Origin of the sequence: Streptomyces sp. NBC_01474, from assembly GCF_035918215.1 — a bacterium.
Taxonomy (GTDB): domain Bacteria; phylum Actinomycetota; class Actinomycetes; order Streptomycetales; family Streptomycetaceae; genus Streptomyces; species Streptomyces aureus.
Genome location: NZ_CP109449.1, coordinates 2,449,713 through 2,470,681, shown reverse-complemented (window position 1 = coordinate 2,470,681; position 20,969 = coordinate 2,449,713). Strand labels below are relative to the sequence as shown.

At 67.6% G+C, this 20,969-nt stretch carries 19 protein-coding genes; 4 read left to right on the top strand and 15 right to left on the bottom strand.

The window, feature by feature from the left end; all coding sequences use genetic code 11:
• Positions 1–165: 165 nt before the first annotated feature.
• From OG758_RS48995 to OG758_RS11675, 3 genes are all read left to right on the top strand, one after another.
• Complete coding sequence (locus OG758_RS48995; protein WP_442810420.1) at positions 166–420, top strand: transposase family protein; 255 nt, start codon at positions 166–168, stop codon at positions 418–420.
• Positions 399–989, top strand: a complete 591-nt coding sequence (locus tag OG758_RS48990) for a hypothetical protein (protein ID WP_442810293.1) — start codon at positions 399–401, stop codon at positions 987–989. The genes OG758_RS48995 and OG758_RS48990 overlap by 22 nt, the downstream gene beginning before the upstream one ends.
• A gap of 430 nt (positions 990–1,419) precedes the next feature.
• Positions 1,420–2,574, top strand: a complete 1,155-nt coding sequence (locus OG758_RS11675; RefSeq protein ID WP_326709932.1) for a glutathione-independent formaldehyde dehydrogenase — start codon at positions 1,420–1,422, stop codon at positions 2,572–2,574.
• A 254-nt stretch (positions 2,575–2,828) separates the two neighbouring features.
• Here the strand turns inward: OG758_RS11675 and OG758_RS11670 are convergent, their stop codons facing one another.
• The 5 genes from OG758_RS11670 to OG758_RS11650 all read right to left on the bottom strand — a co-directional run bounded on the left by OG758_RS11670 (position 2,829) and on the right by OG758_RS11650 (position 7,124).
• Positions 2,829–2,990, bottom strand: a complete 162-nt coding sequence (locus OG758_RS11670) for a hypothetical protein (protein WP_326709931.1) — start codon at positions 2,988–2,990, stop codon at positions 2,829–2,831.
• Positions 2,991–3,436: 446 nt separating this feature from the next.
• Positions 3,437–3,871, bottom strand: coding sequence for a TIGR03668 family PPOX class F420-dependent oxidoreductase (locus OG758_RS11665; protein ID WP_199842036.1), 435 nt, complete (start codon positions 3,869–3,871; stop codon positions 3,437–3,439).
• A gap of 33 nt (positions 3,872–3,904) precedes the next feature.
• Positions 3,905–4,732 carry an LLM class F420-dependent oxidoreductase gene (locus OG758_RS11660; protein ID WP_326709930.1) on the bottom strand — a complete coding sequence of 276 codons (828 nt, stop codon included), beginning with the start codon at positions 4,730–4,732 and terminating at the stop codon, positions 3,905–3,907.
• A gap of 574 nt (positions 4,733–5,306) precedes the next feature.
• Positions 5,307–6,437, bottom strand: coding sequence for a hypothetical protein (locus tag OG758_RS11655; protein WP_326709929.1), 1,131 nt, complete (start codon positions 6,435–6,437; stop codon positions 5,307–5,309).
• A gap of 132 nt (positions 6,438–6,569) precedes the next feature.
• Positions 6,570–7,124 (bottom strand): integrase core domain-containing protein, encoded by a 555-nt coding sequence (locus tag OG758_RS11650; protein ID WP_326709928.1) that lies wholly within the window; start codon positions 7,122–7,124, stop codon positions 6,570–6,572.
• Here OG758_RS11650 and OG758_RS11645 point away from each other — a divergent pair.
• A complete protein-coding gene (locus tag OG758_RS11645; RefSeq protein WP_326709927.1) occupies positions 7,114–7,446 on the top strand; it encodes a hypothetical protein in 333 nt (110 codons plus the stop codon). The genes OG758_RS11650 and OG758_RS11645 overlap by 11 nt on opposite strands.
• A gap of 261 nt (positions 7,447–7,707) precedes the next feature.
• Here the strand turns inward: OG758_RS11645 and speB are convergent, their stop codons facing one another.
• From speB to OG758_RS11595, 10 genes are all read right to left on the bottom strand, one after another.
• On the bottom strand, positions 7,708–8,709 hold the full coding sequence (gene speB, locus OG758_RS11640; RefSeq protein WP_326709926.1) for an agmatinase: 1,002 nt from the start codon (positions 8,707–8,709) through the stop codon (positions 7,708–7,710).
• Positions 8,702–10,159 carry a purine-cytosine permease family protein gene (locus OG758_RS11635; RefSeq protein ID WP_326709925.1) on the bottom strand — a complete coding sequence of 486 codons (1,458 nt, stop codon included), beginning with the start codon at positions 10,157–10,159 and terminating at the stop codon, positions 8,702–8,704. Before OG758_RS11635 ends, speB begins: the two co-directional genes overlap by 8 nt.
• A 24-nt stretch (positions 10,160–10,183) precedes the next feature.
• Positions 10,184–11,626 (bottom strand): aminobutyraldehyde dehydrogenase, encoded by a 1,443-nt coding sequence (locus OG758_RS11630; protein WP_326709924.1) that lies wholly within the window; start codon positions 11,624–11,626, stop codon positions 10,184–10,186.
• A 30-nt stretch (positions 11,627–11,656) separates the two neighbouring features.
• Positions 11,657–12,049 carry a hypothetical protein gene (locus OG758_RS11625; protein WP_326709923.1) on the bottom strand — a complete coding sequence of 131 codons (393 nt, stop codon included), beginning with the start codon at positions 12,047–12,049 and terminating at the stop codon, positions 11,657–11,659.
• 51 nt (positions 12,050–12,100) lie between these two features.
• Positions 12,101–13,729 carry a GMC family oxidoreductase gene (locus OG758_RS11620; RefSeq protein ID WP_326709922.1) on the bottom strand — a complete coding sequence of 543 codons (1,629 nt, stop codon included), beginning with the start codon at positions 13,727–13,729 and terminating at the stop codon, positions 12,101–12,103.
• A 204-nt stretch (positions 13,730–13,933) separates the two neighbouring features.
• Positions 13,934–15,469 carry a PucR family transcriptional regulator gene (locus OG758_RS11615; RefSeq protein ID WP_326709921.1) on the bottom strand — a complete coding sequence of 512 codons (1,536 nt, stop codon included), beginning with the start codon at positions 15,467–15,469 and terminating at the stop codon, positions 13,934–13,936.
• 265 nt (positions 15,470–15,734) lie between these two features.
• On the bottom strand, positions 15,735–17,276 hold the full coding sequence (locus OG758_RS11610; RefSeq protein ID WP_326709920.1) for an HAL/PAL/TAL family ammonia-lyase: 1,542 nt from the start codon (positions 17,274–17,276) through the stop codon (positions 15,735–15,737).
• A gap of 53 nt (positions 17,277–17,329) precedes the next feature.
• A complete protein-coding gene (locus OG758_RS11605) occupies positions 17,330–18,688 on the bottom strand; it encodes an MFS transporter (protein ID WP_326709919.1) in 1,359 nt (452 codons plus the stop codon).
• 394 nt (positions 18,689–19,082) lie between these two features.
• Positions 19,083–19,343, bottom strand: a complete 261-nt coding sequence (locus tag OG758_RS11600; protein WP_326709918.1) for an NAD(P)-binding protein — start codon at positions 19,341–19,343, stop codon at positions 19,083–19,085.
• Positions 19,344–19,454: 111 nt separating this feature from the next.
• Entirely contained in the window at positions 19,455–20,726 is a 1,272-nt protein-coding gene (locus OG758_RS11595; protein ID WP_326709917.1) for a PucR family transcriptional regulator, read from the bottom strand.
• Positions 20,727–20,969 lie beyond the last annotated feature (243 nt).

Here is a 20,969-nt window from a genome sequence, read left to right as displayed (position 1 = left end):
CGTGGCGACTGATCGGGTGAGGGGATTGGTGTCCGCCAACTCGCTGCCGGCTTCGGTATCTCCGTCGGCACCGCCCACGCATACACGGCAGCTCGTCGTCGACCTGCTCGCCACCGTGCGCCCGGCCTCCTGCGTGCCCTGCGCGAATCCGAGCAGGACTAGGTCCTGATCGACCACCTGGCGGCGTGCGACCGCCCTGGTGACGGCCGGGCCGACTACTCCCAAAAGCATCATCGGCACGGGGAGAACGTGCAGGTAGTGAGCGATCCTGCCAGGCGGCTGCCTTGGATCTCGCCTGAACTGCCCGGCCGTGCCCACGACCTGACCGCGGCCCGACCCACCGGATCATCCGGATCTGCGAACGCCACGGTGTCCCCGTCCTCGCCGACCGCGCCTACATGGCAGCTGGCCCGTGGGTGATGACACCCCTCAGACGCCAGCCGGGCCGCGACCTCACGCCAACCCAACGAACGATCAACCGCGCTCTCTCGGGGGCGCGGGCACCGGTGGAGCGGAGTGGCCCGCCTGAAGTCCTGGCGGGTCTTCTGCATAGCCCGGTGCAGACTGAATCGAATGTCGTCAATCGCCGCGGCCGTCCTCACCCTGGAGCGGCAACGCTGAATGAGCTCACTGTGTGCCGGACAGGCCGAGGAATCCCTGGCAAACGAGAGGACCCAGCCGCGAGGCCGTCTCGAACGTCGCCCAGTAAACGAGGCCACGCCGGAGAACGTCGCCTATCCGAACCAGGCGTGGCCGGAGAACGTCCGAGCGTCCGGCTGCGCTCTGATCGCGCAGTACCCGGTCGTGCAGTTCGGCGTCGAACGCGGGGATCACGGTCATGCCCTCGCAGTGGGCCACTGACAAAACATCGCACCCCGGGCAGCATGAGTACGCCGTCCGGGGTGCGTGTGGGCTGGGGGTTGGGTCAGCCCGTGTTGTCCCCGGCGCCTCGGCGCTGCCGTAGAAGAGGGCGAACACGGCAGCGATGACGACCAAGGCCAAGCCGACGACCACGGCCATATCGAGCCGCGAGACCCGGCGAGAACTCATTTCGTCCTCAACGGAATTTGGGAGTGATCACCGCTGAGAAAACCTCAGTCTCCAGTTGACATGCAGAGTCCCGGTGGGAGGCTTGAAGTGAGTCCGCGGGGCTCCCCTGCTGCGTCTAATGCTGCGGCTGAAAAGGCAACGTGATGCAGCGGCCCGGCCATTGAGGCCGTGCGCCTCCCCGATGAGTTCCTCCCCGGTGAGTTGCTCGCGTCAATTTCGAGTGAGTACTTTGCGAAACCTGCCAGTGCGTACTGGCGCTAGCAGCCCCGTGCGTCCTGCGTGGGCGTTTCGCGCGGCGCATGTTGGTTCATTCGCGAATTTTGTTCCTTCCATCGATATTCGAAATATCGGACAGGAGGAGAGAATCCCATGAAGGCTCTGGTGTATGACGGGCCACGTTCGGTGAACGTGCAGGATGTGCCGGACGCGAGGATCGAGCGGCCGACGGATGTGCTGGTGAAGATCACTTCCACCAACATTTGCGGGTCGGACCTGCATATGTATGAGGGGCGCACGGACATGGAGACGGGGCGTGTCCTGGGCCACGAGAACATGGGGGAGGTCATCGAGGTCGGCGATGGCGTGGACCGTGTGCGGGTGGGGGACCTGGTCTGTTTGCCGTTCAACATCAGTTGCGGGTTCTGCCGCAACTGTGACAACGGGCTGACGGCCTTCTGCCTGACCACGCCGGTGGATCCGACGATGGCCGGTGCCGCATACGGCTTCGCGGGAATGGGCCCCTACAGCGGCGGTCAGGCAGAGTTCCTGCGGGTTCCGTACGGAGACTCCAACTGCCTGGTGCTGCCGGAGGAGGCGCGCGAGAAGCAGACCGACTACGTGATGCTGTCCGACATCTTCCCGACCGGCTGGCACTGCACGGAGCTGGCCGGCGTGCAGCCGGGCGAGACCGTTGTCATCTATGGCGCGGGCCCGGTCGGTCTGATGGCGGCGCTGTCGGCAAATCTCAAGAGCGCCGCGCAGGTGATGGTCGTCGACCGTCACCCGGACCGGCTCGCGCTCGCAGAGCAGATCGGTGCGATTCCCATCGATGACTCCAAGGCCTCGCCGATCGACCAGATCAACGAACTCACCAACGGTCTGGGGGCGGACCGTGGCTGTGAGTGCGTGGGCTACCAGGCGCACGACCCTCAGGGTGTCGAGCACCCGAACCTGACGCTCAACAACCTGGTGCACTCGGTGAAGTTCACCGGGACGATTGGGGTCGTGGGTGTCTTCGTGCCGCACGACCCGGGGAGCCCGGACAAGCTGTACAAGGCGGAGGGCGAGGTCGCCTTCGACTACGGCCTGCACTGGTTTAAGGGCCAGTCGATGGGGACCGGCCAGGCCAACGTCAAGGCATACAACCGACAGCTGTGCGCCCTGATAGAGCAGGGCAAGGCCAAGCCCTCATGGATCGTCTCCCACGAGCTGCCGCTGGACCAGGCCCCCGCCGGCTACCAGCACTTCGACGCCCGTGACGACGGCTGGACCAAGGTCGTCCTCCACCCCAACGGCTCGAGCTGACCGGACCGGGCCATCGCGGGCCAAGGCCCGCCCCGCAGACACCGGGCACCTGGCCTTCGCACAGAACCAGAACTGGTTCTGTCCCAACTTCTGTGATGGCGTCTCGCCGCCTGGCGAGTCGGTGCCGTGATGACGCAGAAACCGCCACGTCAGGAGGTTGGACCGGCTGTGCGGACAGCCGCGGACGGACGGGCATGGCGTCGCTTCACAGAAGTTGAGCCAGAACCCAATCTCGTGAACATCGAACACGCCAGTTACTCGGCGACTCCCGAGTAACTGAACACCGCTGCCCAATCTCGTGTCTCGCGGGCCAGGTGCAGGACGAGGGCTCGGATGGAGCGGACGGTGCGGGGCGCCCGGGCTGCTTGTTGCAGGAGGTTCTCGCGTGGCGCCGCCGGAGCAGGTCGTGATGCCATCGCAAGATGGTGTCCGGAGGGACGAGTAGCAGTAGCCGCGCAGCACCGCACGGGGGAGCGGGGCCAGGAGCGCGGCGAGGACGACCCGGTCTACGGGGGCTGAACTTTACTTTCTGCGACTCGAGTTGGCGCTCGAGAAGAGAGAGCTGGTGGCGTAGGGCGAGGATTTCTGCGGCCTTGGCGTGGTCACTCGTGCGCGGCAGGCCCAGAGCGGCGAAGAGGTGAGCAGCGGTCAGGTAGGTGAGACGGAGCAGCACGAGCGGGCCTGGCTGAGCTGCGGCGTTCGCCGCGCGCCGGCGGAGATGAGCGGTGTCGGGACGGCGGGCGGATGGACACCCAGCTCCTCCGGGGCAACGGCGGTGTCGGGTAGCCGAATGACGGCGACGACGAGCCGTGATGGTGCCGCTTCTGGTGATGCCGGGGGCGGCGTGTCTCCTGCCTTACGGTCACCCCCCCGACGCGGCGCGCCAGCCGTGCCACCGGCGGACGGCGATCACGAGCGCCGGACCGGTCGGCGGTCGCTGCCGGTACGGCGCGTACTTCTCCCGCAACAGGGCGACGGCCGCCGGGTACTCGCCCTGGGTGCCGGGCGGCAGCACGCGGGCGTCACCGTCCGCGCGGACCCACCACAGCCGCTCCCAGTCCTCGTCGTACGCGTCGACGAGCAGGCAGACAGCCGGGTGGGCCGCGATGTTGTCCAAGCGTTTCAGCTGCTGCGACCTCTTCGGCTTCCAGTCGACGGCGGTGACGATCTCCTCGCCGTGGGCCGCGAAGACGACCGGCACCAGATGCGGGCGCAGGCCCGCGTCCACCGTCGCCAGGCGCGCCACCCGCGCGGTCATGAACCGGCGGCGCGCCTCGTCCCCGGCCATGTCCGGCACGGTCAGCTCCTATTCAGCGGCAGCCGCGAGCTGTCACCGGTGGCTGGACGTGGCCTCGGCCAGTTCGTCCAGGGTGCGCAGCGTCTCGTTCTCCGGCAGGGTCGGCAGATACAGCAGGACGCGTTCGACGCCGAGTTCGGCGTAGGTGTCGAGCGCCTTGCGGTCGTGCCGGCCCGCGTACACCACGACGGACGGGCGGTCACCGGCCGTCCGCCGCATACGCGCGATGCGTTCACCCAGCTTCTCGAGCGGCAGATCGCTCGGCATCCACGCCGCACCGTACGCGGCGACGCGTTCGAAAGCGCGCTCGCTGTCGCCCCCGACCCAGATGGGCGGATGGGGCTTCTGGACCGGCTTGGGCCAGGCGTAGACGGGATCGAAGTCGACGAATTCGCCATGGAACTCGGCCTCCTCCTTGGTCCACAGCTCGATCATCGCGCGGATGCGTTCGTCCATGAGCCGCCCGCGGACGGCTGGATCCGTCCCGTGGTTGCGCATCTCCTCGCGGTTCCAGCCCGCGCCGACCCCAAACACGGCCCGGCCGCCGGAGATCAGATCGAGGGAGGCGACCTCCTTCGCGGTGTGGATCGGATCGCGCTGGATCACCAGAGCGATGCCGGTGCCCAGGAGCAGGTCACGGGTCACCGAGGCGGCCGCGGCGAGCGCCACGAACGGGTCGAGCGTCCGGTAGTAGATCCGCGGCAGCTCACCGCCCCCCGGGTACGGGGACTCCCGCTTGACCGGAATATGCGAGTGCTCGGCCAGCAGCAGGGAGTCGAACCCACGCTCCTCCAGGGCGGGTCCCAACGCCGCGGGGCCAATGCCCTCATCGGTGACAAATGTCGATACTCCGAACTTCATCCGCGACCACCTCGCCTCGTCGGCACACCTGCTGTCAGTGTGACGCGGTCGGTCGCTCCTCGTCGGGCATGACCTCCCGCGGCGTGGCGTCCGGACCCTATGCCCACTGTCACTGCCCGACCCACGCGTCCGCCGGCCGCTGCAGGCCCACCTCGCGCAGCGCCGCAGTGGTGAGGCGAGAACGCCGGCGATCGCACGCGGGTCGTCACGGAGCTCGTAGACGATGTCGAGCATCCGCGCCCGGCCCTCGCGACCGTGTGGCACCTGCCCCAGCACCAGCTGGATGGTGGCCCGGGCGCGGCCGGTGGCGGCTACCTGGTCCTCGACGTTGCGCAGTTCCTCATCGAGCCGGCCTCCGAACACGCTGCGCTGCCCGTCGACCGTCATCAGGACAGGCGTCCGCGTCCTCGGGGACCAGCCGGTCGATGTCCGGGACCCCGTACCCGTTGCGCAGATGCTCCGGGCAGTCGTCGTACACGATGGCGGCCGGGAGGAACTGCGCGGCGTGGAGCGTGTGGAAAGGGGAGAACTGTGCGGTGAAGTTCCTCCGTGATCGTGGACAGCAGATGGTTAGCTAGGCTAAATAGTCACCGTGGTCGTCCTGGAGCATGAGGCGACGTTCCTGTTCGCGCTTGGAGTAGGCGGCTGCCCGGATCGCCTCGTCGCTCTCCAAGCCCGATCCCAGTGCGCCGCCCACCGTTGCGACCGAAGCGACGAACCATGACAACGTCCAGTAGCCCGTTGCGTGCAGCGGGGTTCGTGTCATGGAAGCGAACACTTGGTCGTTGAGGATAAACAGCGCCCACACCAAGTTGATGACCATCAAGCCCACGTAGCAGACGAGCACCCCGATACCCACGGTCACGACCGTCGAGGCGTTGTAGAGTCTCGCCCTCTGCCTCGCCTCCAGTGAGCCCTCTGCTGAGCGATGCCATAGCTGCGCGTCTACGATCAGCCAGCCGATCATGACCCCGACGGACCCGACCATGGCGATCACGAGGCGCGGCGCGCTCAGGGCCTCGGCCAGGCTCCAGGCAGTGGAGTTCACGGTGGCGACTGCTCCCGTGGCAAGTGCGGCCGCCAGGGCTTTCGACAGACCCGGCACCAACCGCCACGGTCGGTTGGCGCGGACCATACCGGCGAGCACCCGCAGGTAACCGCGGGGCCCGCTGACGACGTACCGAAGATCGGCGGTCTCCTCCCCACCGACCGGGACCGGGTGGATGGGCGCGAGTCGACCGGCGAAGGGCCCCAGCAGCGGCTGGCTCTGCGGAGGTCCTTGAGCCCCAGTAGCCTTCGGACCTGCCAAGCCCAGCACGGCTTCTTCCACGGCCCGCCGAGCCCTCGTATACAGCCGAAAGCCCCCCAGAGAGGGAAGAGACAACAGCGCCAAGCCGTGTTCGTGACTCAGATTCACAACGAGCTTGCGCCCGTGCGTGTGCAGCGGAAGGTCGGTGAGGGCCACGACGATGTCCCAATTCTCAGCTCTTCCGCGGTCCATGATCCGGCGCATCAAGGTGGGCAAGTCCTCGGTCCCTGCGGTGAAGGGCTCACTGACCACCTCGACGTCGAACCGTCGCCCCTGGCCCGACTTGTCGGCGAGCCGAGCAGTAAGTGTCTGGGCCATGCGCTGCGCGATCTCCGTCGGCGCATCCGGATCCGCCAGGAGAGCCACGACCGTAACGCCCTGAGACGACACCCGCATGACTGGACCCTTCTCGTCGGCTGCCCCCCGACCGCCCGTGCCCACAGGATGCCCCCGAGGTATCGCCGACGCCGCGTGACACGCTGGCCCCTGCCAGCAGGTTGTGCGTGCCGATAATTACGCCGTTGCAGGTCAGGAAGCGTGTTGGTACTCGTGGAGCACGCCGCCGAGACGGTCGCGTCGGCGTATGCCAAGACGCTCGATCTGTACTGGTTCGAGCGGTTCGGGGACGGCGTGGAGAGGCGCGGCAGCCTGCAGTGTGCGGTGGGTGCGGTGATGGTTGTAGTGCTGCTCGTACTCGCGGAGCGCTCGCCGGAGGTGGGCTTCGTTCCAGAGCAGGGCGCGATCGAGGAGTTCACGGCGCAGGCTGCGAACCCAGCGTTCCATGATTGAGTTCATGCGCGGCGTGCGGACGGCGGTGAGCACGGTACGGATCCCGGCCTGGCCGAGGATCTCGTCGATGACAGCGGGGTATTTCGCGTCGCGGTCGCGGATCATGAACTTGATGGCGGCGAGCTGTCCGGCATCTTCGAGGTCCATGACCAGGTTCTTGATTGCCTGGGTGACCCAGGCGTGGGTGGGATGCGCGGTGGTGCCGAGTACACGGACGCCTCGGTGGGCGTGGTGGATGGCGGCGAGGATGTACTGACGCTGCCCGCTGAGGGTGACGGTCTCGATGAAGTCCATTGCGAGGATGGCCTCGGCCTGGGAGTGCAGGAAGGTGGCCCAGGTGACGTTCGAGCGCTGGGTCGCAGGATCGACGCCTTCGGCCTTGAGGATTTCCGTGGATACGCCGGTATCCCCAGGTGGGGTTTTCCTCGGCGAGGCGGAGTATGAGGCGGCGGACGGAAGTGACTGTGCGGGGGCGGCCGGGACGCCGGTTGCGGCTGAGACGGACGTGACGGTTATTCATGAAGTCGCGGTGCCAGCGCAGGACAGTGTCCGGGGAGACGATGAGCCGCAGCCGGCGCAGGGCGGCTCGTGGCAGCGGGGTGAGGAGAGCGGCTAGGAAGGCGCGGTCGGCCGCCTGAAAACCGGGGCGCTGGTTGCCGGGCCGACGCTGCAGGACGGCGAGCTGGTGACGCAACGCGAGGATCTCGATGTCCTTGTCCCGGTCGCTCATCGGCAGCAGCCGTAGGAGCGCGAAGGTGTTGGTCACGGCGAGGTGGGCCAGGCGCAGCAGCACGACAGGTCATGATGCCGCCCGCTGTCCACGTGAAACAAACATGGGCGCGGCCAGCTCTGCAGCTGAGGGACTTGTCATCGACGATCAAGTCCTGACCTGGCCGGATGATTTATCGGCACACGCAGTCTTGGCCATCAGCGTGATGAGGTCGAACGCGACGGTCGCGGCCGCCACGCAGGTGATCTCGGCGTGGTCGTACGCCGGCGCGGTCTCCACGACGTCGGCGCCGACGATGTTCAAGCCGTCGAGCGCACGCAGCATGCGCAGCAGTTCGCGGCTGTTGAGTCCACCCATCTCCGGTGTGCCGGTGCCCGGCGCGAACGCGGGGTCGAGGACGTCGATGTCGACCGACACATAGACAGGGGCATCGCCCACGCGTCGGCGCACGACGTCCACCGCGCCTTCGATCCCGAGCACGTCGAGGTCACCGGCCCGGATCACCCGGAAGCCGAAAGAGGCGTCATCGACCAGGTCGAGCCGGTCGTAGATGGGACCGCGGATTCCCACGTGGATCGACTTGTCCTCAGCGAGCAGACCGTCCTCGAAAGCCCGACGGAACACCGTGCCGTGGGTGGTCGGCGCGTTGAAGTAGGTGTCCCAGGTGTCGAGGTGAGCGTCGAAGTGGACCAGTGCGATCGGCCCGTACTTGTCCGCCGCGGCCCGCAGCATCGGCAGTGCGACCGTGTGGTCACCGCCGATCGTGACCAGTCGGCGGTCGCGCTCACCGACCACCTCCCGCGCTGCCTGCTCGATCTGTTGCATCGCATCGTCGATGGAGTAGGGCGTGCACGGAACGTCGCCGGCGTCGGCCACCTGCATCTGCTCCAACGGCGCCGTGTCGAGCTCGACATGGAAACGCGGGCGCAGATGACGTGATGCCTGGCGGACACCCATCGGGCCGAAGCGGGCCCCCGGTCGATACGAGGTACCGCCGTCGAATGGAACGCCGAGGACGGCGATGTCGTAGTCCGGTACCGCGTCGATGGTCGGGATCCGGGCGAAGGTGCTCGCCCCGGCAAATCGCGGTACCACGGTGGCCTCAGTGGCACCGATCGGATGGTGGTTGCTCATCTGGTGGTTACTCATCGCTGATGGCTCCGATCAGGGTGTTCGGGACGGTGACGGCTGCGGAGCGTCCTGCATGCGCCTTGCGCCGTTCGACGGCTTTGACCGTGAAGTAGTAGAGCGGTGAGACGATGACAAGCCCGGCCATGAAGGAGACGTCGGTGTTGTTGAGCGCCCTCGCGATCGGGCCTGTGTAGTACGTGCCGATCACCATGAACGGGATCTGGACGCCTACGCCCACGAGGTAGCAGATGACGGCGGGCCAGTTCACCAGCCCGTATCGGCCGCCGTCGGCGCGGAAGAAGTCGCCGACCTCGTAGTCACCGTGCCGGACCAGGTAGAAGTCGACCAGATTGACCGCGGTCCATGGCACGAGCGAACCGAGGAGCAGCGTCAGGAAGTTGTTGTAGACGCTCACGAAGTGGGTGCCGATCGTCAGCGCGACCGTGAGTGAGAGGGCGACCAGTGCGACGGCGATGAGAGCACGCTCACGGCTGCGTGCCGTGAACCGCGGAGCGAAGGTCTGCACGATGGTGATCGTGCACAGCGTGCTGCAGTACAGATTCATTGCGTTGGTCGCAGCCACACCGATGCTGAACACGGCGACCACGAGCACGCTGATCCCGGCCGTGGCCTTGGCGAGTGCAACCACGGGGTCGGCGGTTGGCATCAGCACCCCGATTCCGGCGCCGAGGAACATCGGAAGGATGGAGCCGATCGTGGTGCCCCAATAGCTCATCCAGAAGGCCGGCTTGGAGCCCGTCTCGGCCGGCAGGTAACGCGAGTAGTCCGAGACGTACGGGGCGTAAGCGATCTGCCACACCGCGGATGCCGAGACCGTGCCCATGAATCCCGCCAGGGTCGCTCCGCCGCTGTGGAAGAAGTGCGGCGGGACGTGGTGCACACCGAATGCCCAGACGAGCGCGAGGATCAGGGCCAGTCCGGAGGCGATGGTCATGACGCGCGCGTAGGCGTGGATCAGCGAATAGCCCCAGATCGCCGCCGCGAGGCTGGTGATCGCGAGTACGACGATGCCGCCCGATGTGCCGAGGGCGGGGATGACCGAGGCCAGTGACTCGCCGCCGAAGACGAGGATCGAAATGAAGAAGCCCAGGTACATGCAGACCACGACGGCGACGATGAGCACCGAGCCCCAGGCACCGAACTGGCCCTTTGTCTGCACCATCTGAGGGACGCCGAGCCTCGGCCCCTGCGCCGAATGCAGAGCCATGAAGATCGCACCGAACAGGTTGCCGATCACGATCGCCAGCGCCGCCGACCATACGGGCTGGGCGAACACGGTGGTGGCGAGGGCACCGGTGACGATGCTCAGGACCATAATGTTGGTGCCGAACCAGATGGTGAACATGTCGCGGCTGCGGCCGTGTCGCTGATCCGGCGGAATCTGCTGGATGGTGGACTCCTCGATGTCGGTGCCCGAGGAGCCGCGCTCTTCACGCAGTTGAGTCATCTCGTCATCTCTCAGCTCTGGGCCCTACCGGGACCGGTTCACCATGACGTGCTTGGTCCGCGAGTAGTCGTCGAGGGCGTACGACGACAGGTCTCGGCCGTACCCGGAGGACTTGAAACCGCCCCACGGCATCTCCGTTGCGAACGCGAGGTGGTCGTTGACCCAGACCGTGCCGAAGTCCAGGCGGGTCGGCAGGTCTGCCGCGCGCCGTGCGTTCTCGGTCCAGACCGAGGCCGACAGCCCGTACGGCGTGCCGTTCGCGGCCGCGATCGCGGCGTCCTCGTCGGTGAATGTCTCGACCGTGACCACCGGGCCGAAGATCTCCTCCCGGGTGCACTCGGCCCCCTCCGGAACATCCACGAGCACGGTCGGCAGGACGAAGTAGCCGTCACGGTCAGGCGCGCAGCCACCGACCGCGGCACGCGCACCCTCGGCGTACGCCCGGTCGAGCGCCGCAAGTACGCGGTCGCGGTGATCCTTCGAGACCAGTGGACCCATCTCGACCTTGTCACCGTCAGCGGGGTCGCCCACGACCATTGCCTCGGCTCGTGTGACCAGACGGGCGATCAGGTCGTCGTGGACGGATGCCTCCACGAGCACCCGACAGGCGGCGCCGCAGTCCTGACCGGAGTTCCCGAATCCGGCGAAGATGACACCGTCGGCAACGGCGTCGAGGTCGGCATCGGCGAAGACCAGTACAGGCGCCTTACCTCCGAGTTCGAGGTGCACCCGCTTGAGCGAGTCGGCCGCAGCGCGAGCAACGGCCCGGCCGCTGCGCACGCTGCCGGTGACCGACAGCAGGGCTATGCCGGGGTGAGTCGCCAGCGCCTGGCCGACGACAGCGCCGTCGCCGGTGACGATGTTCAGCACGCCTGCCGGAAGCACGTCGGTGAGCAACTCGGCCAGTCGCAGGGTGCTCAGCGGTGTCTGCTCCGAGGGCTTGAGCACACACGTGTTGCCGGCCGCGAGAATCGGTCCCAGTTTCCAGGCAGCCATCAGCAGCGGGTAGTTCCATGGCGTGATCGCACCGACCACCCCGACGGGCTCACGGACGATCATCGACGTTCGGCCCTCGACGTATTCCCCCGCACTCACGCCGAGTTGGGCGCGAGCCGCGCCGGCCATGAACTGGAAGGTGTCGATCGTCCCGGCGACGTCGAAGGCAGCGAGTTCCTTGGGCTTGCCGGCGTTCCGGGACTCGATGTCGGCCAGCTCTTGGGCGTGCGCCTCGATCACGGATGCTGCCGCGAGCAGTTCGTCGGCGCGTTCCTTGGGCGTCTTGCGACCCCACGCGTCAGAGGCCGCTGTGGCGGCGGCGACGGCTCGGTCGACGTCCGCCGCCGTGCCGCGCCGTGCGTAGGCGATGACCTCGCCGGTCGCGGGGTTGACTACCTCTTGAGTGGGCTCGCCGGTTCCCTGCCACGGGTCGCCGTCGATGTAGTGCGCGAGTTCTCGCGGTTGTGTCATGGTCGGTGTCCTCGTGAGCGAAGGTCTTGGTCAGCGGTTCTGGAAGCCGCGTTCGACGACGGCCTCGAGCATGTCGACGTAGGTGTCGACGTCGTCCTGGACGGCCCGAGGGGCCGGCTCGTAGGCGAGCGCCTTCTTCACCAACGGGCTCTGGAAATAGGCGCCCGCGGTGAGCAGGGTGAGCGCCTCGAACTGATCCGGGTGCTCGCTCGCGAGCTCGTCGAGCGCCGCTTCCGGGTCCCTGCCGACACAGGCGGTGAGTGCGAGGCCGAAGGCTTCGACGAGGTCTCGTCGGTAGCCCAGCACCTGGTCGATGAACACGCCGGGTACGCCGGCCGCGGTCGCGGAGGGCATCGGGTCCAAGGCGGGGATGAGTACGTCGGCGATCACCGCGAAGGTGTCGCCCTGGTCGGAATCGAGCATGCGGACTCCTCAGGAGGCAGTGATCAGGAGGCAGTCGTCGGGAGGCAGCCGTCAGGAGGCAGTGATCTGGTTGTGCCGGTCGTCGACGAGGTGGCGCATCGCTCGCAGCGCGACGGCCATGAGCGTGGCCGTCGGATTGACTCCGGTCGATGTGACGAAGGTGCTGCCGTCGATGATGAAGAGGTTGGGGATGTCGTGGGACCGGCCGTACTCGTCGACGACCGACGATGCCGGATCGGCGCCCATCCGCGCGGTGCCGAGCAGGTGCCACCCGCTCTCGCGAACCACGGGGATCGGGTTGACCGAGAGCGCACCTGCCGCTTCGTGCGCCTCGGTCGCCCGGGCGACGTGGAAGTCCAGCATCCGCCGGGTGTTCTCGCTGATCCGGTAACGGATCTTCGGGGCCGGGATGCCGTCCGAGTCGGTCAGGTCGGGGTCGAGCACCACCTCGTTGTGCTCTTCGGGCAGGTCCTCGGTGGTGATCCCCCACTCGGTGTAGCGTCCGAAGGTGCTCCGTAGCCGCGTGTGAAAGGCCGAGCCGAAGCCTTCGCGCCAGTCCTGGCCCGGTTCCCACAGTGTGTGGGTGAGCGGGCCGCCCGTCGGCATCAGGTTCCACTTCGCGCCGCGGACGAAACCCCGGCTGGTGTCGGTCTCGTAGAACTGGAGCGACTGCAGAGCCTGGCCGGTCGGTCCGAGGTGACTCTCGAGGTCGTCCTCGTAGGCACCGTAGACCGACGCGTACGGGTGGACCATGAGCCGCTTGCCCACCAGGCCGGACGAATTCGCGAGTCCGCCGGGGAATCGCGAGGACGCCGAGTTGAGAAGGAGGCGCGGAGTGCCGACGCCATTGGCGGCGAGGACGGTGACGCCGGCGGCTTGGTGCCGCACCACCCCCTCACGGTCGATGTACTCGGCGCCCGTCACCAAACCCTGCCCGTTCACCGTGAGTTGCCGTACCCGAGCGCCAGTAACCAGCACCGCGCCGACGGCGATCGCATCTCGCCAATGAGTGAAGTCGGTGCTCGCCTTGGCACCGGTCGGGCACCCTGACTCGCAGGCGCCGTACCTCATGCAGGCGGGCCGGTTGCGGAACTTGCGGGACGCGATCGCATTCGGCGCCGGCCACCAGTGCCAGCCGAGCTTGTCCATCCCCCTGGCCGCGGCCAGGCCGTACTTTCCGATCGGCATCGGCGGCAGCGGAAAGGCGTGCGCATCGGGGTACGCCGGGTCCCCTTCGAGTCCCGAGGCGCCGATGTGACGCGTCACCTCGTCGTAGAACGGCCGAAGGTCTTCATAGGTGAACGGCCAGTCGTCGGCGACACCGTCGAGCGTGCGCACGCGGAAGTCCGAGGGCAACGCCCTCACCCAGTGCCCGGAGAACATGATGGTGCTGCCTCCGACACCGTTGAACATGAGTGGTTCGAGCGGGCTCTCCGCTGAGTTGACGGGGTAGTCCGCCTCGCGGCCGCGGATGTTCGGGCTGGGGTGCCACTGCTTGAGCCGGGACAGCTCCCACGACGGCTTGCCGCCGGTGAAATCGTCCGGCAGCGCCCATTCACCCTGCTCGAGGCAGACGACCCGGAAGCCCCGACCCGCCAGCTCGAGCGCGGCGACACCACCTGATGCTCCCGCGCCGACGATGAGCACATCCACGTCGTCGGCCGCTCCATGCACGCTCACTCGACACACTCCTGACCGGCGATGAGAACCGCCATTTCGGCATCCGACCGGCTCGGCCTGGACGTCCGCGCCGTGGGGTGTCCCCACCCTGCCCCCGCTGTGCTCGAGCGCGCGCCATCGAAGCTGCCACATTCGTTGCCACAAGGTTTGTGCACATGCACAAGGCGGACGACCGGGTCCCGAGGCCGCCGCTGATGACGGCTGTCAGTCCGTGCCGGGTCCGCCGGCGGCGCCGTCGCCGGGCAGCAGCAGCGCCCGCGCCTGCATCGCGAGCCACAACTCGGTGATGTGGCGGCTCTCGTTAATGCTCAGTCCGGTGATCTCTTCGACCTTGCGGATTCGATACAGCACCGTCTGGCGATGTACCCGCAGGACATCGGCCGTCTTCTGCCACGACCGCTGATGCGCGAGATAGGCATCGAGTGTCGCGAGCAGCGGAGTGTCGTGAGCCCGTTCGTACTCGATCAGCGGCCCGAGAGTTCGCGTCACCAGGGCCGCTGCGTCATCGATACTCCCGACACCGATGAACGGAGTGGCATCCCCGTACCTGAACGTGCGCCCTGGCATCCCGTCAGCAGCACGCAACGCCCAGTTCGCCTCGCGCAGAGCCTCCGGCATCCGCTCGACGCTTCGGATGACTCCGCTAGCCCCGATCAGAGCCTGCGGCCCGAGCTCGGCTCGCATCACTTCGCTGACGTCCCCGATGTCGACGGCTATGAGGTACAGCACCTCCGAGTGGTGTGCGGCGGCATGAGGAACGGCGTTGCGCCACAAAGCGATGTGAGAGTCGCGTAGCTTGCCGACCTCGGTGGAACTGATCGCAAGGAGGCGAGCCCCCGCGACGTCAATACCGAAGCTTGTCAGCTGCCGACGCCCAACGCGCGGATCGATGCGACCTTCCATCAACTGCGCGAGCAACTCGGCACCGAGACGGCGGCGATGCTCGATCGCCACCAACGACTGGGAAAGCTCCAGGGCGACGACGGTGACGGCATGCTGCATGAGGATCGCATCAATGACGCTGCGCCTCTGGGACACGAGCACCAGCACCGCCGCACGCTGGGTCGGGATGTCCACCAGACGCAACTCCCGCCCGTCATCCAGCGGCAGGACCAACGCGCCCGCGCGCAGATCGGCTGTTCCACTGGCGATCCTGTCCAGAGCCGCCGCGATAACCGGATCGAGGCGCTGGCCTTGGGGATACCAGGGCTCGCCCGACTCGCGGTGGCAGACATGCACGTCGCACCCCAACACCTGCGCGAGAGGCCCGCACACCACCGACGCGCCGTCATCGCTCGCAACCATCCGCTGGACGGTGCGGTAGATGCGCTCCGTACGAACCAGGCGATCCGACTGCTCGAGCAGGTTCGCGGCGGCGACCGCCTGGGATATCGCCACGAACGGCATCGGGTAGTCGACCATCAGCACGCTGAAGCGCAGGCGCTCACTCGTCGCGACGAACTCATCGGTGAGAGGCGGGCAGTACATCTTGTCACCGATCGCCAGCCCGCTGGCACCCGCGTCGTCCAACTTCTCGATCAGTGCGGCCTGCCGGCCGGGCTCCGACGGAAACGACATCCCGTTGGTCAGCAGCAGGTCGCCGCCGGTCAGCCACCGCCACGGATCCGGCAGATCGGACACGTGCGTCCACGAAACCGCCCGGTCCGTACCTTCGCCTCCGCAATAGAGATGCAGGCGCAGGTGCGGCAACTCGAGGAGATCCGCGACAGTGATCGACATGCGCTGCTCCTACCCGCCCGAGTTCCGCCTCACCATTCGTTTCCGGGACGAGCCCATCGGACAGCGGCCGCCGAACCTGCGTCGGCTCGGCGCGCTCTCCGGTCGCCCGGAGCGGGCTGAGGCACTTGGCCGAGATGGCCCGGTCTGGAATCCGGCCCGGCCGATCTACTGGCCAGGCTCGACCGGTCCACTCCCACCCGACACCGGGAAACCTCCGTCGCCCAGGCACCCTGATCAACCCCCAAGGACTTCCGGAGCCGACCACTCAGCAGCGCAGCGGACCCGCCACGTCCTCGACGACGCGCAACGCCTCCCCGCTTCGTACGAGCTCGGCGATGTGCTCTATATCGGCGTGGAAGACCCGGTCCTCGTTGACGGTCGGTACGGTTTCTCGGATCCTGGCCCGCAGGGCCTCCGTGGCCGGCGAGGGCAAGCGCGGCGCGAGCAGGTCGAGCGCCTGCACGGCGCACATCAACTCGATCGCTACGACGTAGCCGAGCTTGCGCGCCGCCCGGTATGCCTTCAGCGCCGCCAGATAGGCGTTGCTGACCGGGTCCTCCTGATTGGCCGAGGTGGGGACAGTATCCGCAGATGCGGGCACTGCCATTCCGCGCAGCTCCATGGTCAGCGCTGCGGCCGTGTATTGCGCGATCATGTATCCGCTGTTTAGTCCCGGCCGGGGAACCAGGAAAGCGGGCAGCTCGCTGAAGTTGCTGTTGACCATGCGGTCGGTGCGGCGCTCGGATGCCTTGGCCAGCACCGTCATCGCGTTCACCATGGAGTCGGCCTGGATGCCGACGTACGTGCTGTCGAAGTTGGCCCCCATCAGCGCCACCCCGTCCTCGCCCTCGGGGTGTATGACCGGGTTGTCGCCCACCGAGTGCAGCTCCTCGACGACGACCTCCCGTGCCTGAGCGAGCGCCCGCTTCGCGCCGCCGTGTATCTGCGGGATCCCGCGCAGGCAGTAGCCGTCCTGGAGTCGGTGGTCGAGGAACTCGGCGCTGATCGCGCTGGACTCGGTCAGCCGTCGCAGGTTCTCGGCGACCGCGGCCTGCTCGGGGTGCCGCTTCCGCTCCTGCAGCCGCGCGTCGTAGGCGCGGAGGGTGCCCTTGAGTGCCTGCACCGACAGGCTCGCGGCGATGTCAGCGGTGGTCGCCGCGACGTTGGAGTCATAGGTGGCCAGGACGGCGATCGCGGTGACCGAGTGCGTCCCGTTGGTGAGCGACAGTCCTTCCTTGCAGCCGAGACGGGTCGGCTGCTCTCCGATCCGGGTCAACGCCTCGGCCCCAGGCAGCAGCTCGTCGCCGTACCAAGCCTGGCCCTCCCCCAGCAGCACAAGAGCCATGTGTGCCTCTGGGGCCAGGTAGCCGACGGAACCCTCGCCGGGTACGTGCGGCGTGACCCGGCCGTTGAGCATCCGTCGGATCAGCTCCAGAGTCTCGAGCCGGATGCCCGAATAGCCTTCGCCGAGGCCGACCAGCTCCATCAGCGCAATGGCGCGGACGACCTCGGTGGGCAGAGGTTCACCGACAGACACGGCGTGTGAGCGCACGATGTTGCGCTGCAGCTGCTCCGCATCCGCCGGGTCGATGACCTCCGTGACGTTGTCGCCGAATCCGGTGGTAACCCCGTACACCAAGCGATTCTCAGCCAGGAAGCGCTCCACCAGCGCGCGTGACTTGCGCACGCGGTCGACGTAAGTCGCATCGAACTCGATCCGGGCGCCGTGCCGGGCGACGGCCACGAACTCCTCAAGGGTGATCAACTCCTCACCCAAGGTGACAGCGGTGATCTCGTCGGCAGTCATGAGGTTCCTCTCAGGTCGGTCAGCAGTCGGTGAGGTGCGGTACGAAGTGGTCATCAGTGGTGCCTTTCTTCGGTGGTGAGGGTGTCGCGAGTTTCCGGTGCCCAGGCGAGGCTGACGACGGTGCCGAGCAGCAGCACCAGGGCCATCCAGCCCATCGACCAGCCGACGCCGATCTGGTTCAGGCTGACCGGCAGAACGAAGGTCCCCACGGCGGAAGCGATCCGGCTGGTGCCGTTGAGAAGACCGACGCCGGAGCCGCGCAGTGCGGTGGGGAAGAGTTCCGGCGGGTAGACCTGGGCGATGTTGGAAGCAGCGGACATGACGAAGGTGTAGATGAGGAAGAGGGCTGTCAGCAGCCAGTTGCCGGCGCCGCTCAGCACGGCCATCGCGCCCAGACAGAGGGTGAGGATCGCGAAGGTGCCGATGGTGAACGGCCGTCGACCCATCCGCTGCACCGGCCACAGACCGATGACGCCCCCCAGCAGCAGGGCGAGGTTGAGCACCAGATTCTGGGTGTCGACATCGGAGATGCGCAGTGCGCCCAGGATTTGCGACATGAAGGTGTAGATCGCGAAGTAGGGCAGCACCTGGGCGCTGTAGAAGATGACGCCGAACCAGGTCTTGGTCGCCTGACCCGGGGCGAAGAGTTCGCGGTAGCGGGCGGTCGGTGCATGACCGGCGGCAGCGGTCGCCGCCTCCTCCTCGGCGGTCAGGCTCTGCCCGAGGTACGCGCGGCGGATCTGCGCGGCCTCGGCCGTCCGGCCGCGGGTGGCCAGCCAGCTCGGGGACTCCGGGATGCCGATGCGCAGCAGCAGCACCAGGAGTGCGGGCAACGCGCCGCTGGCCAGCAGCCAGTGCGCGGCTGTGTCGGTGAGGGGGACGTAGGTGCCGACAGTGTTGGCGACGACATATCCGACGGTCCACAGCACCGTCAGGGAGCCGAGCAGGAAGCCGCGCAGCCGGCGTGGGGCGAACTCGGAGAGCAGGGTCGGGCCGACGGCGTAGTCCGCGCCCAGGCCGAAGCCGATCACCAGCCGGAGCAGGAAGAGGAGCATTGGAGTGTGTGCCCAGAACTGGGCTGCGGAGGCGACCGCGATCAGCACGAAGTTGTACAGGTAGAGCTTCTGGCGCCCTATGACGTCGGCTACCCGCCCGAGCAGGATGCTGCCGAAGAACAGCCCGATCAGCGCGGAGGCACCGAGCAGACCCTGCCAGATGCCGGACAGGTGCATGGTCGTGCCGAGCACAGGCAGGACCGCGCCGATGATGCCGAGTGCGTAGCCGTCGGAGAAGTTCGCGCCGAAGGTGGTGGCGGTCACCCGTAGGTGGAAACCGGTGAGGGGCTCTCGGTCGGTGGCACCCGGGGAAGCCGCCAAAGGTCTGCTCTCGGTTGCTGCTGAGCTGTTCGTCATGCGTGACTCCTGGTAGAGCAGAGGCGTGGGCGAGAGAATGCATGAATTGGAATCGTCAAGAAATAGTCAAGTGAATGCCCGCTATCGCGAATTGGGCAGCGGTCGGCGAGGCGGAATGCTGCGGAGAGTGCGACGCGGTTTCGGGCGAGAGCTCTGCCGGTGAGCCAGGCGTCGAGGCGGGCCATGTCGATGGCAGCGCTGGCGAAGTGGTGCCGCAAGCGGGTGTTGGTGAGCCCCCAGTAGAGGGAGGAGCACAGCTGGATCGCAACCGCCGGTTTGCCGGCGCTGCCGGTGCACTGCTTGGAGATCGCTGGGAGCTGAACGAGGCCCTGACTGCTGCCCCTCTCGGCGGAGACGGCCGGTCCGCGCAGGGAACAGCAGGTTCATTTCATGGTCAGGCCAAGTGGTTGCCGACCTTCACGGCGATGCTGGAGCCGCCCTGAGGGCTGGGACGAGGTCCACCGAAGGCTGAGGCGCCGAGGTCGTGCTTGTGGGCGGCCAGGCCTGGGAGGATGCTGTCGAACCCCGTGCTGATACGGGTCACTTTGAGTCCCGAATCCAGGAGGGCGACCCGCCAGCCGCGTCGTGCAAGTCCCCACCCTGAAGCCGACCCGGCCGCCCCGCCACCGATGACCGGCACATCGTTTGTACGCATGGCCATGAGCATGGGCCACCACGACCCCGGGGTCATCCGCGTGCGAAAGGAATTGCGGGGGCCGGATTTCAACAGCTGACGGAGGGGGCGGCTGAGGTACGTTCACTCGCTCTACGACGGCGGGAGCGGTGCAGGCGGGAGATCGCCTGAGAGGCGGGCCAGCTTCACACCGAGGTGCACGGTCAACCGGTCGCCGCCGTCGCGCAGGCTGATGCCGCCGATCTCCTCCACGCGCCCGAGCCGGTAATACAGCGTGGTGCGGTGGATCCCCAGTGCCTGCGCGGTGAGTTGGGAGTCCCCGGCGTGGTCGAGATAGGTCTCGACGGTGGTAACCAGACGGCGCGAACGGTCCGCTGCCAGCAGCCGCGCGACCGGGGCAGGGTAGTGCTCGCGCGACACCCGCTCGGGCAGCAGCTGCAGCAGCACCGCATAGGCACCCAGCCGATCCCAAAGGACCACGGGACCCAGATCGGGCAGGAGCCGCGCAGCGCGGACGGCGTCGAGAGCGTGCCGGTACGACTCCAGCGAGTCGTCGAGGTCATGATGCACCGAGCCCACGCCGACGACCGCCCCGACGGAGCGGGTGAGCCTGCCGGCGACGTCCGTGAGCGCCCCCTCGTGCCACTGCGTCGCCGCGGTCAGCAGCAGCACCGCATGACCTCCACGAAACAGGCCCAGCACCGACCCTCCCGGCACTCGGAGGGCAGCGGGCTCCACAGCGGCGCGCAGAGCCCGCTCGAGATCCGCCGTCGCGGCGTCCGGCACCTCGGCGCCTGGCACCGGGAGCACTTCCACCACCAGAACGGCCACGCACCCCTGGGCGGCAGGGAACCCACCGCTGAGGAGCGCCTCACGCGCCCTGGCCCGAGCAGCGGCGTCGTCGCCGAGCAGATCACTGACAAGAGCACCCTCCATCTGGCGCCTGCGCCTCTGGAACCGGAGCTGTCCGTCCAGCACGGCACCGGCGTGCTCCGCTGCCTGCTGCGCAGCGGCGAGCTGGTCCTCGGTCACCGCCTTGTCGGGGTCGATGAGCCACAGATATCCGAACAGCGCACCATGACACCGGACCGGAACACAGACCCGCCCCGCCGCCCCGGACTCGGGCCTCGCCTGGATCCGGCCAGGCCCGTGCCAGCTCGCGACACCATGCGACAGGACCCACTCGGTGTTGGCAGGCGTTGCCTCACGGCTCAGCATGGCGTGCACCCGGGCGGGATCCTCGTCGCCGAAGTGGCGGCTCGCCGCGAGCAGGCGAAGGCGCGGGTCGTCGATCGCCACGGACCGTCTCAGCCGCTCGGCCAGCGCGTCGACGATCTGCTGGAGGTCCGCGTCGCCTGCGCCGTCGCCTGGTCCTCCGGTGTAGGGCGAGGCGGAGACGGTCATGGTGTTCCCAGGTGTTCAGACGTGTCTAGGATGCGGCGGACACACCGTATTGAGCCTGTTCCGGGAAATCAACACATCCGAGAGGACCCCGCTGCAGCCTCACCGGCGGAGCCCGTCAGCGCCGGCGTGACCCCGCCTGCCCCTGTCCCCGCCAGGGCCCGCTATGGAACGCATGGTGATGCGAATGACCTTCCGGCATCCCCCGGCACAGGCGGATGGCAGGAGGCGGTTCCCGGGTTCATC

Bases quoted from the DNA above. Each gene is read 5' to 3' on its own strand.
- OG758_RS48990 (WP_442810293.1), top strand. From the start codon at position 399: ATGGCAGCTGGCCCGTGGGTGATGACACCCCTCAGACGCCAGCCGGGC.
- OG758_RS11675 (WP_326709932.1), top strand. From the start codon at position 1,420: ATGAAGGCTCTGGTGTATGACGGGCCACGTTCGGTGAACGTGCAGGAT.
- OG758_RS11670 (WP_326709931.1), bottom strand. From the start codon at position 2,990: ATGGCATCACGACCTGCTCCGGCGGCGCCACGCGAGAACCTCCTGCAA.
- OG758_RS11660 (WP_326709930.1), bottom strand. From the start codon at position 4,732: ATGAAGTTCGGAGTATCGACATTTGTCACCGATGAGGGCATTGGCCCC.
- OG758_RS11655 (WP_326709929.1), bottom strand. From the start codon at position 6,437: ATGCGGGTGTCGTCTCAGGGCGTTACGGTCGTGGCTCTCCTGGCGGAT.
- OG758_RS11645 (WP_326709927.1), top strand. From the start codon at position 7,114: ATGAAGTCCATTGCGAGGATGGCCTCGGCCTGGGAGTGCAGGAAGGTG.
- OG758_RS11650 (WP_326709928.1), bottom strand. From the start codon at position 7,124: ATGGACTTCATCGAGACCGTCACCCTCAGCGGGCAGCGTCAGTACATC.
- speB (WP_326709926.1), bottom strand. From the start codon at position 8,709: ATGAGTAACCACCAGATGAGCAACCACCATCCGATCGGTGCCACTGAG.
- OG758_RS11635 (WP_326709925.1), bottom strand. From the start codon at position 10,159: ATGACTCAACTGCGTGAAGAGCGCGGCTCCTCGGGCACCGACATCGAG.
- OG758_RS11630 (WP_326709924.1), bottom strand. From the start codon at position 11,626: ATGACACAACCGCGAGAACTCGCGCACTACATCGACGGCGACCCGTGG.
- OG758_RS11625 (WP_326709923.1), bottom strand. From the start codon at position 12,049: ATGCTCGATTCCGACCAGGGCGACACCTTCGCGGTGATCGCCGACGTA.
- OG758_RS11615 (WP_326709921.1), bottom strand. From the start codon at position 15,469: ATGTCGATCACTGTCGCGGATCTCCTCGAGTTGCCGCACCTGCGCCTG.
- OG758_RS11610 (WP_326709920.1), bottom strand. From the start codon at position 17,276: ATGACTGCCGACGAGATCACCGCTGTCACCTTGGGTGAGGAGTTGATC.
- OG758_RS11605 (WP_326709919.1), bottom strand. From the start codon at position 18,688: ATGACGAACAGCTCAGCAGCAACCGAGAGCAGACCTTTGGCGGCTTCC.
- OG758_RS11600 (WP_326709918.1), bottom strand. From the start codon at position 19,343: ATGCGTACAAACGATGTGCCGGTCATCGGTGGCGGGGCGGCCGGGTCG.
- OG758_RS11595 (WP_326709917.1), bottom strand. From the start codon at position 20,726: ATGACCGTCTCCGCCTCGCCCTACACCGGAGGACCAGGCGACGGCGCA.